The sequence below is a fragment of the Bradyrhizobium glycinis genome (genome assembly GCF_016031655.1).
Lineage (GTDB): Bacteria > Pseudomonadota > Alphaproteobacteria > Rhizobiales > Xanthobacteraceae > Bradyrhizobium > Bradyrhizobium glycinis.
Genome location: NZ_JACCHQ010000006.1, coordinates 152,605 through 169,937 on the forward strand (window position 1 = coordinate 152,605; position 17,333 = coordinate 169,937).

Annotated in this window: 14 protein-coding genes; 9 read left to right on the plus strand and 5 right to left on the minus strand. The window is 63.4% G+C overall.

Features of this window, described 5'->3' with window-relative positions; genetic code table 11:
• Positions 1-8: 8 nt before the first annotated feature.
• The 7 genes from HZZ16_RS12190 to HZZ16_RS12220 all read left to right on the plus strand — a co-directional run bounded on the left by HZZ16_RS12190 (position 9) and on the right by HZZ16_RS12220 (position 8,071).
• Positions 9-830 carry an SDR family oxidoreductase gene (locus HZZ16_RS12190; protein ID WP_197948694.1) on the plus strand — a complete coding sequence of 274 codons (822 nt, stop codon included), beginning with the start codon at positions 9-11 and terminating at the stop codon, positions 828-830.
• Positions 831-843: 13 nt separating this feature from the next.
• Positions 844-2,379: a lipopolysaccharide biosynthesis protein gene (locus tag HZZ16_RS12195; RefSeq protein WP_197948695.1), complete on the plus strand. Its 1,536-nt coding sequence runs from the start codon at positions 844-846 to the stop codon at positions 2,377-2,379.
• A 63-nt stretch (positions 2,380-2,442) separates the two neighbouring features.
• Positions 2,443-3,369 (plus strand): phytanoyl-CoA dioxygenase family protein, encoded by a 927-nt coding sequence (locus HZZ16_RS12200; RefSeq protein WP_197948696.1) that lies wholly within the window; start codon positions 2,443-2,445, stop codon positions 3,367-3,369.
• 25 nt (positions 3,370-3,394) lie between these two features.
• The gene (locus HZZ16_RS12205; RefSeq protein WP_197948697.1) at positions 3,395-4,783 is read left to right on the plus strand and encodes a surface carbohydrate biosynthesis protein; all 1,389 of its coding nucleotides are present in this window, start codon (positions 3,395-3,397) and stop codon (positions 4,781-4,783) included.
• A gap of 4 nt (positions 4,784-4,787) precedes the next feature.
• Positions 4,788-6,191 (plus strand): capsular polysaccharide export protein, LipB/KpsS family, encoded by a 1,404-nt coding sequence (locus tag HZZ16_RS12210; protein ID WP_197948698.1) that lies wholly within the window; start codon positions 4,788-4,790, stop codon positions 6,189-6,191.
• Between the two features lie 11 nt (positions 6,192-6,202).
• Entirely contained in the window at positions 6,203-6,952 is a 750-nt protein-coding gene (locus HZZ16_RS12215; RefSeq protein ID WP_197948699.1) for a glycosyltransferase family 2 protein, read from the plus strand.
• 156 nt (positions 6,953-7,108) lie between these two features.
• Positions 7,109-8,071, plus strand: coding sequence for a UDP-glucuronic acid decarboxylase family protein (locus HZZ16_RS12220; RefSeq protein WP_197948700.1), 963 nt, complete (start codon positions 7,109-7,111; stop codon positions 8,069-8,071).
• A gap of 63 nt (positions 8,072-8,134) precedes the next feature.
• Here HZZ16_RS12220 and HZZ16_RS12225 read toward each other — a convergent pair whose 3' ends face one another.
• Complete coding sequence (locus HZZ16_RS12225; RefSeq protein ID WP_246510082.1) at positions 8,135-11,083, minus strand: M10 family metallopeptidase C-terminal domain-containing protein; 2,949 nt, start codon at positions 11,081-11,083, stop codon at positions 8,135-8,137.
• A gap of 196 nt (positions 11,084-11,279) precedes the next feature.
• On the opposite strand from HZZ16_RS12225, the gene HZZ16_RS12230 reads away from it, so the two are divergent.
• Both HZZ16_RS12230 and HZZ16_RS12235 read left to right on the plus strand, forming a co-directional pair.
• Positions 11,280-11,582: a hypothetical protein gene (locus HZZ16_RS12230; protein WP_197948701.1), complete on the plus strand. Its 303-nt coding sequence runs from the start codon at positions 11,280-11,282 to the stop codon at positions 11,580-11,582.
• 119 nt (positions 11,583-11,701) lie between these two features.
• On the plus strand, positions 11,702-12,895 hold the full coding sequence (locus HZZ16_RS12235; protein ID WP_197948702.1) for a CaiB/BaiF CoA transferase family protein: 1,194 nt from the start codon (positions 11,702-11,704) through the stop codon (positions 12,893-12,895).
• Positions 12,896-12,961: 66 nt separating this feature from the next.
• Here HZZ16_RS12235 and HZZ16_RS12240 read toward each other — a convergent pair whose 3' ends face one another.
• From HZZ16_RS12240 to HZZ16_RS12255, 4 genes are all read right to left on the minus strand, one after another.
• Complete coding sequence (locus HZZ16_RS12240) at positions 12,962-13,777, minus strand: outer membrane protein (RefSeq protein ID WP_197948703.1); 816 nt, start codon at positions 13,775-13,777, stop codon at positions 12,962-12,964.
• A 151-nt stretch (positions 13,778-13,928) separates the two neighbouring features.
• Entirely contained in the window at positions 13,929-15,455 is a 1,527-nt protein-coding gene (locus HZZ16_RS12245; protein ID WP_197948704.1) for a tripartite tricarboxylate transporter permease, read from the minus strand.
• A 13-nt stretch (positions 15,456-15,468) separates the two neighbouring features.
• The gene (locus HZZ16_RS12250) at positions 15,469-16,011 is read right to left on the minus strand and encodes a tripartite tricarboxylate transporter TctB family protein (protein WP_197948705.1); all 543 of its coding nucleotides are present in this window, start codon (positions 16,009-16,011) and stop codon (positions 15,469-15,471) included.
• A 219-nt stretch (positions 16,012-16,230) separates the two neighbouring features.
• A complete protein-coding gene (locus HZZ16_RS12255) occupies positions 16,231-17,211 on the minus strand; it encodes a Bug family tripartite tricarboxylate transporter substrate binding protein (protein ID WP_376707568.1) in 981 nt (326 codons plus the stop codon).
• Positions 17,212-17,333 lie beyond the last annotated feature (122 nt).

Consider the following 17,333-nt stretch of genomic DNA (forward strand, 5'->3'; position numbering starts at 1 on the left):
CGCAAGCGATGACCACGAGCTTCAAGGCTCTGTTCGATCTGACCGGGCGTACGGCCGTCGTCACCGGCGGGTGCGGCATTCTCGGACGCCGATTTGCCGAGGGACTTGCCGAGTTCGGCGCCAATGTCGCGATCGTAGATCTCGATCAGGCCACGACCGAGGCGGCAGCGGCCGACGTCGCCTCACGCCATGCCGTCCGGGCCAGGGGTTACGGTTGCGACATCACCAAGCCCGATGTGGTGCGCAAGACGGCCGATGCGATCGAATCCGACCTCGGAGCGGTCTCGATCCTGCTCAACAACGCCGCCAGCAAGACCCGCGACGTGGACGCCTTCTTCGCCCCGGTCGAGACTTTCTCGCAGGATACTTGGCGCGAGATCATGTCGGTCAATCTCGACGGCATGTTCACCGTCGCGCAGGTGTTCGGCGGCCGGATGGCCGAGCGCAGCTACGGCGCCATCGTGCAGACCGCCTCGATCTACGGATTGCTGGCGCCCGACCAGCGCATCTACGAGGGCTCCGAATATCTCGGCCGCGCCATCAACACGCCGGCGGTCTATACGGCGTCCAAGGCCGGGGTCATCGGCCTGACCAAGCACCTTGCGACTTATTGGGCGGCGAAGGGTGTTCGGGTCAACACGCTGACTCCGGGCGGCGTGGAGAGCGGGCAGAACGAGACGTTCAAGCAAGGTTACGGTGCCCGCATCCCGCTCGGCCGCATGGCCCGTGCCGACGAGATGGTGGGTGCGATGCTGTTCCTGGTGTCGGATGCGGCCTCCTACGTAACCGGCCAGAACATCGCCGTCGATGGCGGCCTGAGCGCATGGTAAGCCGAGCCATGCCATGCTGAAGCGCCTCGTTCAGAATACCGTCGTGTCGGCGATCGTCTTCGGCCTCGTCGCCATCCTCGGCATCATCGTCATTCCGATCATCATCAGGACCTGGGGCGTTGCCGAGTTCGGTCTCATCGTTCTCACCCGCCTCTTGCTGCCCTCCGGACTGATCGGAGTCGTCGACTTCGGCCTGCCCGAGGTGACGACCCAGGTGGTCGCTCGCGCCAGGGAGCACCGCGACTGGCGCCTGGCAGGCGGTCAGATCCTGCTGCTCTCCGTGATCTCGTTGCTGCTGGGAATCGCGCTGAGCCTTGCGATATGGCTCACTGCGCCGCTGATCGTCACCCAGTTCAAGGTCGAGCCGACGCATGCTGCAAGCTTCACCAACATGCTGCTCGCGACGGCTGCCAGCAACCTCCTGCTGTTCCCAGCCCTGGTGTGGGAAGGCGTCGTCAAAGGCTTCGAGCGCTACGGGCTGTTGCGGCTTTGCGAGTTTCTGACGACTTTGCTCTACGTCGCCGCCACCATCTACGCTGCCCGATCCGGGCAACCGTACGAGATGGTGACCTACTATTTCCTTGCCAGCGGCGTCTTGCGCGCGCTGATCCTGCTCGGCGCCTCGGTCGCCGCACTCAGTCGTACGCGGATCAGGTTGACGGTTCCTGCGGCGGCGGTCGGCCGCGAGGTGATGACGCGCTGCATCCTGGTGATGCAGGGCAAGTTGATCGGCGGCATTATCGCGCCGATCCAGCCATTTCTCATCGGCACCTTTATCGGCCCACAGAGTGTCGGTATCTACGACACCCTGGTGAGAATCCCGCGACTAGCCAAGGTGGTGGCGAGTTTGCTCATCTCGGCAATGCTCCCGGTGGTCAGCCGCCTCGATCAGCGAAACAGCCACCTCCAATTCAACCGCTTTGGCGAAGCCGGGATCGTGATGCTGCCGATCGTGACGGTGCCGCCCTTCGTCGCGGCCGCGGTGATGTCGCCCGCGATCATGCATCTCTGGATCGGACCGCAGATCGTCCCTTACGCCCACTGGATGGGCTGGATGTTCGTGGTAACGATGTGCTTTCAATACGTCATCTTCGGCAACACATTGTTCATGACGCGCACCAAAGTTCAGCGGCGGCTGAACAGGCTGATGATGATCCATCTGGTGATCTGGGCGGCGGTCACCCTTGCGGCCGTCCACCTTCTCGCGGAGCGGGCCTTCATCCTCGGGCAGGCCATCGGAACCTCCGCGATCGTACCCTGGCAGCTCATGACCTTCGTCAGGGAGCTCGAACTGGATGCGAAGCGGTTCTGGTCTGCCATGCTGGCCCATTGGGCCATCCTCCTGCTCGCAGCGCTTCCTCTCGCTGCCATCCAGTATTTCGTGCCCGACGCCGGGATCGTCGCGCTGGCGGGGCTTATGGCTGCGTTTTGCGCCGCCACATGGACGGCCCAATATTTTCTGGTCCTGACCGAGGAACAGCGCGGCCTGATTGCCGCGCTTGGCCGGACCTATTTCGGTCGAAAGGGTGTCTCCCCGGCGACACTTTAGGGTAGCAAAAGGATCGGCCCTGAGGTTAAAGAGGCCTGCTTTCCTGCGATCGGGCTATCCCAGATGACCACCATCGATGCCGGCGTGAAAACGCCGAAAAAGCAGAAGATCAACCAGTTTCGCCGCCTCCTGTGGCACTTCAACAGGACGGATCTCGGCTGGATCACCAAGGCGGTCCTGACAGGCCTGCAGCCGGGCGCTCGGGCCCGGCGTGCCGCCCTGCTCGATCAGCTTCCGTCGAAAGCGGAATGGAGCGAGGCGAGCCGGAAGCTCGACCGTGACGGCTACGTCGACGTATCCGCGCTCATGGACCGCGGCCTCGCAGAAGCCGTTGCCGCCGTTGCGGACGATAAGGTGACCCGGCTGAACGAGCTCTCCGGCAAGCAGCAGCTCGGCCATAAATCGTTCTGGGTCAGCCTGCTTGACGAGGACCTCGTCAACGGTGCCTTCGCGACCGACCATCCGTTCGTGCGCTACGCCCTGCAGCCGGCCGCGCTGCGCATCATCGGCGACTTCATGCACGATCTGCCACAGCTCTCCGACGTGCTGCTGACGCTGTCGCAGCCGACGCCAAACCAGGCGCTCAGCTACTCCCAGCTCTGGCATCTCGATCACGACGACAAGCGCGTCTGCAAGCTCTTCATCTACCTGACCGATGTTCGGGACAGCGCGGACGGTCCGTTTACCTTCATTCCGGCCGGGCCGTCGAAGGCGTTCCGCAACTCGCTGAAGAGCCATATGAGCGACGCTCAGGTGTTCGCCAAGACCGGTCCGGACGCGGTCAAGGAAATGATCGCGCCTCGCCTGTCGTCCTTCATCGTCAACACTGCGCGCTGCCTGCACATGGGAAGCCGGATCCAGTCGGATCACAGCCGCCTGCTGTACACGGCAACCTACATCCAGCAGCCGCGCATCTTTCCCGAACCGCCGCCGCGCTTCCGCGCGGTCGGCGCCCTGACGGAGCTCGAGCGCACCGTGATGCGGCTCTGACGCGGATCTGCCGGGAGCTCACATCTTGCGCATAGGCCTGGTGGTCGATCACCCCAAGCGTGACCTGCCTGGGGCAGTCATGCTCGCTTATCAACTCGCGCGGCGCGGCGTCTCGGTCGTGCTTGTGCCGATGTACGAACAGGCGGTCGACGTGCCGCGGCTCGGGCTCGATGCGCTGGTCGCCAACTATGCGCGACCGGTCAATCTCGACCTGATGCGCAGTTTCGCCAAGGCGGGCCTTGCGCTTTACGTTCTTGATACCGAGGGCGGCGTGCTCGCTGAGAAGGGCGGCAATTCGCCCCCGGCAATGGCGGCCCACATCAAGGGCAGCGGCTACGCGGATATCCTGACGGGCTATTTCTTCTGGGGCAGCCGGCTGCGCGACGCCTTTCTCGCCGCCGGAACCATGAAACCGGAGCAGCTTCACCTCACCGGATGCCCGCGCTTCGACTTTGCGGCCCCACGCTGGCGCGCGCTGCTCGACGGCGAGCCGCGCGGCTACCTGCTCGTCAACGCCAACTTTCCGCTGGTCAATTCACGCTTCACCGGCAAGCCGGGCGGCGAGCGCGAAGCAATGGTGCGGGCCGGCTGGGACGGCACCTATGTCGATCGCTTCATCGCAGACCTGAAGCAGGTCTTCGCGAACTATCTTGCCGAGCTCGACCGGCTCGCCGCCGCAAGGCCCGACCGCAACATTCTCGTGCGTCCGCATCCCTTCGAGAGCGAGGACGTCTATCGCAACGCGCTCTCGCGCCACGCCAACGTCCTGATCGACGGCACCGGCAGCGTGCTCGACCGCATCCGCAATGCGGCCGCCGTCATTCATCTCAATTGCGGAACGGCCGTGGAGTCGGTCCTGCTCGGCAAGCTCCCGCTCCAACTCGAGTATCTGAACACGCCGGCGACGGCCGGCCATGCCGCGCTGCCCGCACGCGTGAGCCGGCCGGTTGCCTCGTTCGACGAGCTGCTCAGCGCCATCGACCACATCGAGCACGAGACCGAGGCCTTCGATTTCGCCCGCGTTCACGCCGCCGATATCGAGGCCTTCTTTCATCTGAACGACGGGAAAGCCGCCGAACGCGTCGCCGACGTCCTGACGCGCGCAGCGATCTCGCGGCGGCCCTACGTATCGCTGCTTGCCACCATGAAAGGCACGCGCGACAAGCCGAGCATCGGCCAGATCATCAAGGGCGCCGCCAGCGCGGCGCTCGGCTCGGCCGTCACCGAGCGGCTGCGCAGCCAGTTCAATCCCGCCCGTCGCGACAAGCGGATCGCACCATCGATCGTCCAGCCCCTGCTTCAGCGCATCGCCGCTCATGATCAGGCGAGCCCGTCGCAGCTCACGGCAAGGCGCGCGCATTGCGCGATGACGGGCTTGCCGCTCGCGAGCATTGCGATCGAACACGCCCAGTAGAGCCATGACAGCATCTGCAACGACCATTCTCATCACCACGCTTGCCGAATACCAGACGCGGTTCTGGATTCCGGTGGCGCAACGCTTGCGCGCGGCAGGCCATGACGTGGAGTTGCTTGCCTTCGACGATCGCAGCGCCGAGATGTCGGCGGCCGAGGGGGTCCCGGTTACGAACATGTATCGTGAAGGCCTCAAGGCCGGCTTCTCGCCCGACGATCGCGGCGCGTTCGATACGCGCGTCGCATCTTACGGACTGGCCGGAACCAACTTCCTGTTCAGCCATGAGCGCTTCACCTTCGGCATCCGCGATACTGCCGCCTTGCGCCGCCGCTTCATGATTTACGCGAACGCGATGGAGACGCTGCTCGACCGGCTGGAGCGGCAAGGCAAGCGCGCCGAGCTGGTCCAGGAACTCGGCGGCTTTCTTTCGGTGATCGCGAGCTTCTACGCCGCAAAGCGCCGCAACATCCGCAACTGGTTCATTGAGCCGTCGTTCTTTCGCGGCCGCATGTACTTCACGCCGGACAGCCTTGCCGCTCCCGATATGATGGCGGACCCCGCCGAACCCGTGTCGCCCGAGGTCCGCGCCTATCTCGACGACACGTTGACGCAGCGCGCGATCGTCATTCCCAAGAAGGACCAGCATCACTATTCGGCAGCCTTCAAGAAGGTCGTCAATTTGCGCAACGCCAATCGTCTCGTCGAGAAGCTCTGGGACCAGTTCGCCCTCGGCAAGCACCAGGAGTTCGGGCACAATCTGCGTCATGCTCAGGTGCATGCTGCGATGGCGCTGAACGCGACGCGGCTGCGCAAGCTCTATCAACCGCTTCCCGAAACGCCCTTCGTCTACTATCCGTTCCACGTTCCGGCAGACATGGCGCTGACGCTGCGCTCGCCGGACTATCTCGACCAGGTCGCGACCGTCGACTTCCTGCTGCGCACGATCCCGGATTCGCATGTGCTCGTGGTGAAGGAGCATCCTGCCCAGATCGGTGCAATCTCGGCCACCCGCCTGTTCGAGCTCGCGCGGCGGTTCGACAATTTCGTGCTATTGCCGCCGCAGACCAACAATTACACCGTGCTCGATCGCGCTGCTGCCGTCGTCTCCGTCAACAGCAAGTCGGGCGCCGAAGCGCTGCTGCTCGGCAAGCCGGTGGTGGTGATGGGCGACGCATTCTACCGCTCCTGTCCGCTGGTCTATGCGGTCGATCGTCTGGCCGATGTACCCGCACGGTTGCGCGAGGCGCTCGCCGCCGGGCCGTTCGATCCCGCCAAGGGCGCGCCCTATTTCGAGTCGGCCTGGCGACGGTCTTATCCGGGCGAGCTCTATGTCAGCGACACCAAGCTGCTCGACACGTTTGCGGCCTCCTTGCGCGCCGCGATCGCCGCGCCTGCCCGCGCGAACTGAACGGACCCGTCATGCCGCTCGTTTCGATCATCACTCCGTCCTGGAACGTCGAAGGCCTGATTGAGGAGACGATCCGCTCGGTGCAGAGCCAGACATTCACAGATTGGGAGCTCTTGATCGCCGACGACTGCTCGACAGACAAGACCCCGCAGATCATCGCCGGCATCGGCGAGCGCGATCCGCGCGTCAAGCTGATCCGGCAGGCGAAGAACGGCGGGCCGGCGCTGGCGCGTCAGGCCGCGATCGACCAGGCGCAGGGCCGCTATCTCGCCTTCCTCGACAGCGACGATCTGTGGCTGCCCGAGAAGCTCGAGCGACAGCTCGCCTTCGCAAAGGCAAGGCAAGCCGCCCTCAGCTACACCGCCTTCCGCCGCATCAACGAGACCAACACCGTCACCGGACGGCTGATCGAGGTGCCGGCCTCGCTCACCTATGGGCAGCTCCTGAAGAACACCGCGATCGCGACGCTGACCGCGATGGTCGACCGCGAGATCGCAGGTCCCGTCGCGATGAAGAACGAGGGCTACGACGATTTCTGCCTGTGGCTCTCGATCCTCAAGCGCGGCCATACCGCATACGGCCTCAACGAGGATCTGGCCCGCTACCGGGTCAGAGGCTCCTCGGTCTCCAGTCGCCCGCTGCGCTCGGCCAAATGGGTCTGGCAGATCTACCGCAATATCGAGCAGCTCTCCCTGGCCCGATCAGCCTGGTGCTTTGCCCATTGGGGGGCTCGGGCCTGGCTGAAGCGGCGGGAGTTCTAGACTTGTGGCGGGACCCGACTGAAAAAAATGCCAAAACAACCCCATGCACAATAGAGGTAATTTAACACCTCAGCCCAAGTCCACTTGGCTATTGGCGAGTCCGGCCGTTGCCGATACCACTCAGCCTGCCCCGCCGCATACAATCTGGAACCGATCATGCCGTTTGAAAACTACAGGAAAAGCCGCATCCTCGTGACCGGAGGCGCCGGGTTCATCGGTTCGCACCTGTGCGAGCGGCTGCTGGATGCCGGTGCCGAGGTGGTGTCCGCGGACAATTATTTCACCGGCAGCCGACGCAACATCGCCCATCTGATCGCAAATCCGCTGTTCGAGGCAGTCCGGCACGACGTCACCTTCCCGCTCTACATCGAGGTCGACGCGATCTTCAACCTGGCCTGTCCGGCCTCACCGATCCACTACCAGCGCGATCCCGTGCAGACCACCAAGACCTCGGTGCACGGTGCCATCAACATGCTGGGCCTCGCCAAGCGGCTCAAGGCGCGCATCTTCCAGGCTTCGACCAGCGAGGTCTATGGCGATCCGCTGATCCATCCGCAGACCGAGGATTATTGGGGTAACGTCAACCCGATCGGCATCCGTTCCTGCTACGACGAGGGCAAGCGCTGCGCCGAGACGTTGTTCTTCGATTATTGGCGCCAGCATAGCCTGCCGATCAAGGTCGCGCGCATCTTCAACACCTACGGCCCGCGCATGCAACCAAATGACGGCCGCGTGGTGTCGTCCTTCATCGTCCAGGCGCTGAAGGGCGAGCCGATCACCGTGTTCGGCGACGGCGGCCAGACCCGCTCGTTCTGCTATGTCGACGACCTCGTCGAGGCCATCATGCGGTTGATGGTGACCGCGGAAGACGTCACCGGCCCGATCAATCTCGGCAACAATTCCGAGTTCACGATCCGCGAGCTCGCCGAGAAGGTCATCAAGCTCACCGGCTCGCGCTCCAAGCTCGAGTTCAAGCCGCTGCCGCAGGACGACCCGCGTCAGCGCCAGCCCGACCTCGCCAAGGCGAAGGCAGTGCTGAACTGGGAGCCGAAGGTTGCGCTCGAAGACGGGCTGAAGGAGACGATCGCCTACTTCAAGCACTCGCTCGAAATCGCCTGATCCCGCTCGCAGGGTTCAACCTCCGCGGCGAGCTTCGGCAATGAGCGCGCACCGCTCACGTCGTCAGCCCAGCAGGAAACCGGAGCCGTGCACGTTGTGGAGCATATCCATCAGGATGTCAGTCAGAGCCGTGTCGTGACTCCCCGCCGCTTGAGTCCAGTGCTCCGGCGCGGTCCGGGGATCGGCCGGCGCGGGCACAAAGTCAGGGGGCTCGGACGGAGCAGTCAATGAGGTTGCGTGCTGGGTGAAGTCGAACGCGAAGCTGTCTGCGAACGGCGCAGCGCCGACGGTGCCGTCGCCGTTGAGATCCTGCTGGAGCGTCGGCTCCAGCGCTTTCAGAGACGGATCGGACCCGAGCACTTCCGGAGCCGCGGCAAGGGTGGTCTGGAAGTTGCCGGTGCCGTCCGTGCTCCAAACCGAGTAATGTCCGTTCGACGAGTCCTTCCAGACCACGTCGTAGCCGCCACCGGACACCTGCTCGGCCGCAATGACGGACCACGTGGTGTAATTGGCCGTGTTCACCTCACTGCCTAGGTATTTCAGCGTAGGTCCGGTGCCGGTCGAGATGTTGTTCAGATAGTAATTGCCGCCGGACACCACGACGCTGGTCGCTCCCAACGCCTCGATCGTGACGGGGCTGGCAACCGGAACCCCGATCGAGCCATCGCCATTGAGATCCTGCTGCAGCGTCGGCTCCAGCGCTTTCAGGGACGGATCGCTCCCCAGGACTTCGGGAGCCGCGGCCAGCGTCGTCAGGAAATTGCCGCTGCTGTTGGTGCTCCAGACCGAATAGTGCCCGTTGGCCGAGTTTTTCCAGACCACGTCGTAGCCGCCACCCGACACCTGCTCGGCCGCGATGACGGACCACGTCGTGTAATTGGCCGTGTTCACCACATTGCCTTGGTATTTCAGCGTTGGGCCGGCGCCGGTGGAGATGTTGTTCAGATAGTAGTTGCCGCCGGACACCACCACGCTGGTCGATCCGAACGCCTCGATCGTGACGGGGCTGGCCATCGGCACTCCGATCGTGCCATCGCCATTGAGATCCTGCTGGAGCGTCGGCTCCAGTGCTTGCAGGGACGGATCGCTGCCCAGCACTTCCGGAGCCGCGGCCAGCGTCGTCAGGAAATTGCCGCTGCTGTTGGTGCTCCAGACCGAATAGTGCCCGTTGGCCGAGTTTTTCCAGACCACGTCGTAGCCGCCACCCGACACCTGCTCGGCCGCAATCACGGACCACGTGGTGTAATTGGCCGTGTTCACCACATTGCCTTGGTATTTCAGCGTTGGGCCGGCGCCGGTGGAGATATTGTTCAGATAGTAGTTGCCGCCGGACACCACCACGCTGGTCGATCCCAACGCCTCGATCGTGACAAGGCTGCCTGCGGGAATACCAATCGTGCCATCGCCGTTGAGATCCTGCTGGAGCGTCGGCTCCAGTGCTTGCAGGGACGGATCGGTCCCCAGCACTTCCGGAGCCGCGGCCAGCGTCGTCAGGAAATTGCCGCTGCTGTTGGTGCTCCAGACCGAGTAATGTCCGTTCGACGAATCCTTCCAGACCACGTCGTAGCCGCCACCCGACACCTGCTCGGCCGCAATCACGGACCACGTGGTGTAATTGGCCGTGTTCACCACATTGCCTTGGTATTTCAGCGTTGGGCCGGCGCCGGTGGAGATATTGTTCAGATAGTAGTTGCCGCCGGACACCACCACGCTGGTCGACCCGAACGCCTCGATCGTTCTCGTAACGAGGGTGGAGCTGGCCACCGTGCCATCCCCAAACTGAAAATATTCGACGCCGGCGACGGTGTCGGTGCCGTCAGGCGAGCCGCTGCGCAAGTCGACCAGGGTGAAAGTCTGTGTCGTCGCGTTGTAGGAAACCGTGTAGTTGGCCCGACTGCCCGAATATATTGCGGTATCCGTGCCTGAGCCGCCGTTAATGGTGTCGTTGCCCGCACCGCCGGTGATCGTGTCGTTGCCGCCGGCGCCATTCAGCGTGTTGGCGATGGCGTTGCCGATGATCGTGTCGTTGCCGGACCCGCCGGTGGCGTTGTCGATGTAGGAGCGCGCGTCGCCATTATAAAGATAGGCGTTGTAAACGTTGCCCGATGCGTAGTGGCCGTCGCCGAGATAGGCCAGCTGCACGGAGGAGAACACCGACGAGGCACCGGGATTGAGGTTGATGCTCAGGTTCGTCGTATAGTTCGACAGGTCGTAGGTATCGATGCCGCCGCCGTCCCAGACAGTCTCGTAGATGCGATTGGCCGAGCCGCCGACGCCTCCGCCCGGTGCGAGCTGGCCGACGCCATTGATGAACTGCTGCCCCGTGGTCGGATTCCAGGTGTAGACGGTGTTGCTGCTCTGGGTCGTAAAGTCCGCACCGTACATGGTCTGGAGCGCCAGGATATCGTTGGCCATGTAGGTCTGCGAATATCCGTACGCTTCGTTGGTGTAGCCGCTCGTCGTCGAACCGCCGACATAGCTGCGATAGCTCATGACGGTGTATTCGCTGGCGTCATGCGCGCTCGGCACCGCGACGTTGCCGGGGCCGCCGGCCTCCTGGCTGTGCTTGAGGCCGAAGGCGTGGCCGAGTTCGTGCAGCGCGGTGGTGAAGTAATAATTGCCGAGCTTGGCCAGCGAGAAATTGTATTGAGTGCCAAACCAGATGTCGCCGCCGGACGCATAATTGCCGGGATAGTAGGCGTAGGCAGTCGGATTGGCCGCAGGCGACTGCGCGATCATGATGTCCGCGCCGTTCGTGCCCGCATATTGGATGTCGGCGTTGGTATAGCCGAGGATCAATCCGATCGCATAGTTGATCGCCGTCTGGATCTGCGCGGGTGCCGACACAAAGCCCGACGTGGTCGGCTCGCTGCTGCCGCCGTAATAGGGATTGGAATAGTCGTTCGGCGCGTCGGGAAAGCTGTAGGTGATCGTGCCCGACCATTTGTAGCCCGACAGCAGGCCGTCGATCTCGGCGTTGTTGGTGGCACTGACATTAACAGCGGTAGCCAATTGATTCTCCAAAGCAACGCGTCGTGTGAGTCGCCGCGGGGCACATGATTCTAGCTAGAGAGTTAAACGTTTGGTTTAAATGGGGCAGCGGCGTTTGCACTGCTACCATAACGCCGTGTTAGCCATTAAATCCCGTAGTCGTACGGAACGCGAGCATAGGATTTGGTTCCCGGAACACCCGTGATTTGCAGGATTCATGAAAATGCGCACACTGCCAGCCGGGCTGTTTGGCGCCTTGATTGCGTTTGCTGGACTGTTCCATCAACGTCTCGGAGGACTGCCTGTGATGATAGAGAAGGCCATGGCAGAGGACAGCAGTAAGGCAGGGCGCGCGCCCTCCATGCCGATGGCGCGAGATCCTGCCGCTGCGGTGGCAGAGGAATATGAAGCTGCCCGCCGGAAGGGAACGCGGGAGGCGCTTGAGCTCTTCATTGCGCGCCATGGCGATGATCCCCTCGCCGCGCAGGCGCGCGCCGAATTGAAGCGTCTGCCGCGCTGATCTCGCGGACGCCGCCCTCAGGCAAGGCATTTCGGCAGGCGGGACCGGCGTCGGGCCGGCTTGTCGCATGATCTCTGGGCACTATGGTAGGCCCGCAATCTGTCCCGGAGCCTTTCACGATGCCCTTTCCGCATGCCTCGGAAGCCCTGTCGCGCTTCACCGTGCTCGATCTGACCCGTGTCCGCTCCGGGCCGACCTGCGTACGGCAGCTCGCCGACTGGGGCGCCAACGTCGTCAAGATCGACGCGCTGACCGAGGATGCCGGCGGCGAGCAGCCGGGCGGGCCTCGGCGCGGTTCCGACTTTCAGAATTTGCACCGCAACAAGCGGGCGATGACGCTGAACCTGAAGGACGAGCGCGGGCTCGCGGTGTTCAAGCGCCTCGCCGCCAGGGCCGACGTCGTGGTCGAGAATTTCCGGCCGGACGTGAAGAAGAAGCTCGGCATCGACTACGACAGCCTCGCCGCGATCAACCCGCGCATCGTCTATGGCAGCATCTCCGGTTTCGGCCAGGACGGCCCTTACCACAAGCGGCCCGGCTTCGATCAGATCGCGCAAGGCATGGGCGGGCTGATGTCGATCACCGGCGCGCCGGGCGAGGGCCCGATGCGGGTCGGTATTCCGGTCGCCGACCTCAGTGCCGGCCTGTTTTGCGCGATGGGTATCCTCACTGCCCTGCTCGAGCGCGAGGTCTCGGGCAAAGGCCAGTGGGTGCAGACCTCACTGCTGCAGGCGCAGATCTTCATGCTCGACTTCCAGGCTGCGCGCTGGCTGATGGAGAAGGAGGTCGCCAAGCAGGCTGGCAACAACCATCCGACCAGCATTCCGACCGGCGTGTTCAAAACTTCCGACGGCTATATCAACATCGCCACCACGGGCGGGCGGATCTGGGAGCGCTGTGCGCAGGCGATCGGCGCGCCGGAGCTCTATGCCCATCCCGACTACGCGACCGCCCCTGCCCGCTCCAAGAACCGCGATGCGCTCAACGCCGAGATCGAGAAGCGCACTGTGACGAAGTCGACCGAGACCTGGGTCCGCGAGCTCAATGAGGCCGGCGTGCCCTGCGGGCCGATCTACGCCATCGACCAGATGTTCGAGGATGCGCAGGTCAAGCATCTCGGCATTGCGCAGGACGTGCCGAACGATGAAGGCCGGCATATCCGCCTGGTCGGTCAGCCCGTGACGCTGTCGCGCACGCCGAGCAGGATGGTGGCGCGGCCGCCGGAATTCGGCGAGCAAACCGACGAGGTGCTGAAAGAGTTCGGCTTCGGCGCCGACGAGATTGCGGGGCTCAGGGACGCCAAGGTGGTGTGATCCCCGCCGGAAACGCTAAAGCCCAGCGCGAGGCCGGGCTTTGCTTCTCGTTGTCGCCTCCTGATTTCAGTACTTCGCGACCGCCGGGACCGGGTTGAAAGCGTAGTTAAAGCCAGCTCGCAGCACATGATCGTGGAACGAGACGCTGGTCGCATTGACGGTCCCGCCGAAATAGGTGGCCGACCCCAAGTCTATGTAGAGATATTCGAGCTTGGCTGACCAGTTGCGGTTGAACTTCTTCTCAACGCCTGCGCCTGCGGTCCAACCCCAGCGAGTCTTGCTCTCCGAAACCGCCGCACCGACGACTGTAACGGGCCCACCGATGGGCGTGTTGCTGTTTCCATCGAACAGCTGTGCGGTCAGCGTTGCCTGAGTACCGAACTTGACCTCTCCAACAGCCAAACCACCCGTCGCATAAAGCAGCAGGCTCGGATCAGCCAAAAACCCGGCCCGACCGCGGAAGGTCGCAAACCACGGGAAATCTGTGCTGCTGTTGGCAGAGCCGGAAAGTCCAAGCGAACCGATCCTGACCGCCAGAAGCGGATCGATCGAACGTCCACGCTCGCCGGTGCCCTGAATATCGGCTTCAACACCCAAAACCCATTTTGGATCGACCTGCCAGTTGTAGCCGACCTGAACGCCGCCAAGTCCTCCATCAACGTTCTGTCGGATGTTCACCCCAAGCGGTGAGGTCGGCAGGACTGAGGCATTCGACCGGCCCCAGCTATAGCCCCCATTGGCGCCGGCGTAGAAGCCGGTCCAGCTCCAGATCGGATCGACCGTGGCGGGAGCCTTCACGTACGGCTTCGATGCCAGATCAGCGGCCAGTGCGCTGCTCGCGACCAGCGATGCCGCCACAATTCCCATCACAACCTGCTTCATTGCAATGCCCCGTGAAAAGGAAATAAATCTACGGGAAGCATAAGCGCGAAGCCCGGCCCGGGCTGTCGCGCAACAGCAACATCTGGAAACAATCACAAGGCGTCACCGACCGGACTGTGACGACACATTGAAACTAAGACACTGATATAATTCAACCTTTCGTTGCGTCGCCGTTTTGCCCCGCCGCCTTCCTGCCGATACCGCCGAGCAGGCCGTCGATCACCGGCCAGAACAGCAGCAGAATCGCCAATGTCGTGATCGAGCCGACCAGGCCGTTCGACCAGAACACCTTCAGGGTGCCGCCGGAGCCGATCATTGACAGGCGGAAGGCATCCTCGGCGCGGTTGCCGAGCACGAGCGCAAGGGTGAACGGCGCAAGGGGAATGCCGATCTTCTTGAAGACATAGCCGACCACGCCAAAGCCCAGCATCAGCCAGACGTCGAACATCGCGTTCTGGATGGCATAGGCGCCGATCGCACAGGACACCACGATCATCGGCGCCACCGCCGCGAACGGCACGCGCAGGATCGAGGCGAAGATCGGCACTGTCGTCAGCACCAGCACGAGGCCGACGACGTTGCCGAGATACATCGAGGCGATCAGGCCCCAGACGAAATCCTTGTGCTCGACGAACAGCAGCGGCCCCGGATTGAGGCCCCACACCATCAGGCCGCCGAGCAGGATCGCGGCCGTGCCCGAGCCGGGAATGCCGAGCGCCAGCATCGGCAGCAGCGCCGAGGTGCCGGAGGCATGCGCCGCCGTCTCCGGCGCGAACACGCCCTCGATGCGGCCCTTGCCGAAGCTGTCGGGCTCCTTGGCGAAGCGTTTTGCCAGATTGTAGCCCATGAAGGACGCCGCGATCGCACCGCCCGGGGTGATGCCGAGCCAGCAGCCGATGAAGGAGGAGCGCAGCAGCGTCACCCAGTATTTCGGCAGATCCTTCCAGACGCCGAGCACGACGCGCAGCGAGATGCCGGCCGCATGTCCGCGCAGCGCAAGGCGCTCCTCCATCGTCAGCAGGATCTCGCTGATGCCGAACAGGCCGATGACGGCCACCAGGAAGTTGATGCCGCGCAAGAGCTCCGGCGAGCCGAAGGTCATGCGCAGATTGCCGGACACCGTATCCATGCCGATGCCGGCCAGCAGCAGGCCCAGCGACATCGAGATGACGGTCTTGTGCTTGGCCTCGCGCCCGAGGCCGACGAAGGAGCAGAAGGTGAGAAGATACACCGCAAAGAACTCGGGCGGGCCGAATTTCAGCGCAAAGGACGAGATCATCGGCGCGAGAAAGGTGATCAGGAGCACCGCGACCAGCGAGCCCACGAAGGAGGAGGTGAACGCCGCAGTCAGCGCCTCCGCCGCCCTGCCCTGCTGCGCCATCGGATAGCCGTCGAAAGTGGTCGCGACGGACCAGGCTTCGCCCGGGATATTAAACAGGATCGAGGTGATGGCACCGCCGAACAATGCGCCCCAATAGATGCAGGACAGCATCACGATGGCCGAAGTCGGGTCCATCGTGAAGGTCAGCGGCAACAGGATCGCCACGCCGTTGGGGCCGCCGAGCCCGGGCAGCACGCCGACGAAGATGCCGAGCACCAGCCCGACCATCATCAGCAGGAGCGTCTTCCATGTCAGCAGGACGGCAAAGCCGTGGAGCAGGAGACCGAGAGCTTCCATCGCGCGGGCCCGCCTAGCGGCCGAGGGCCGCTTCGAGCGGCCCCTTCGGCATGATGACGTCGAAGGCGACGTCGAAGGTGACGAACATGATTGCCGTGAACGCGAATGCAGTGAGCAGCGACTTCCACAGCGCGATCCGGCCGACGAGCCGCATGAAGCCCGCGATCAGGAGAAAGCTCGCGACATAGAGGCCGAGGAACTGCGTCGTCAGACAGAACAGCAGCGTCGGCACGAACACCGCCAGCACGCGGCGGCCTTGCGCACGCGTGACGAAGGTTCCGGACGAGGCGCGCCGCGCCAGCAGCGCGGCGATCAGACCGTAGAGGCTGCCGCCGGCGAGAATGACCGACAGATAGAACGGGAAATAGCCGGGCTCCGGCCCGGTCGCATCCCACGACGCGCCGGTGCGCCAATTGTCGTAGCCGAGCGTGATTGCGAGCGCGAGCAGCAGCAGGCAGACGACGATCTCGATCGTGCCGGAAGAAACGACGGAAGGGGAATCGTCTTCGGGCGCGGTGGGATCCTCGACGACGATTTCGATATCGGTTTGGGACATGGACTCAGATGCGCGGCTGGGGATTATGCACCTCTCCCCGTTCTTACGGGGAGAGGCAGAGGCAGAGGCCGCATCCGCGGCCGTTTCCTAGAACGCCGAAGCGAAGCTTCGGCTATGGCAAAGCGCCGGGTGAGGGCTCTCTCCTCAAGCTCAACTCGTGGAGAGAGCCCCTCACCCCCGCCCTCTCCCCGTAAGAACGGGGAGAGGGAGAAGAGAGAGCTACTTCGCGACGAAACCGGCTTCCGTCATCAGCGACTTGTTCAACGCATCGTCCTCCTCGAGGAACTGCACCATGTCCTTGCCGGTGAGGAAGATCGGCTTCAAGGCCTGCTTCTCCATGTAGTCCTTATACTCCGCGGTCTGCGTCACCTTGTGGAACAGATCGACGTAGAACGCCTGCTGCTCCGGCGTGACCTTGCCGGGCAGGAACATCGCGCGCAGCATCAGATATTGCACGTCGACGCCCTCCTCCTTGCAGGTCGGGATGTCGGCCCAGGACTGCGTGTCGGTCACCTTGGTCGTGTAGGAAATGCGCTCCCTGTCGAACACGCAGAGCGGACGCACCTGGCCGGCGCGCCAGACTTCGAGATTTTCGGATGGGTTGTTGACGTTGGCCTCGATGTGGTTGCCGACCAGCTGCGTCGCGGCCTCGCCGCCGGACTTGTAGGGCAGATAGGAGAATTTCGCGCCGGTCTTCTGCTCCAGGAACACGGTGAGCACGTGGTCCTCGCGCTTGGAGCCGGTGCCGCCCATCTTGAACGGCGCGCTCGCCGCCTTCGCGGCCGCGACGAATTCCTTCACCGTCTTGGGGCCTGCACTGTTGTCCCACAGCACGAACTGGTCGAGCGCAACCACGGAGACCGGCGTCAGTTCGCGCCAGTTGAACGGGATCTTCGCCGACAGCGGCAACATGTAGATCAGCGAATAGGCGATCAGCACCTTGTTGGGATCGCCCTCGCTGGACTTCATGTACATCAGCGCTTCCGCGCCCGAGGCGCCGCCCTTGAGCGAGACCACCATCGGCTGCTTCATCAGATTGTTCTTCTGGATCGCGGCCTGCATCATCCGGGCCATCTGGTCGGAGGCGCCACCCGCGCCCGCCGCCACCACGATCTCCACCGGTTTCGTCGGCTCCCAGCCGGCGAGAGCCGGCGTGCTCAACAACAGCGCCGTCGCAGCGCCGACGGCTTTCACTGGAATTCGCACGAGTTTCGTCCCCTGATGTTTTTTGAGTTGTAGGTGCGGAAAATTCTATCCCTGCATAGTGCGGACTAATCCTGAGGAGTTCAAGCAGACGGGCAATTGCACGCATATGACTTTCG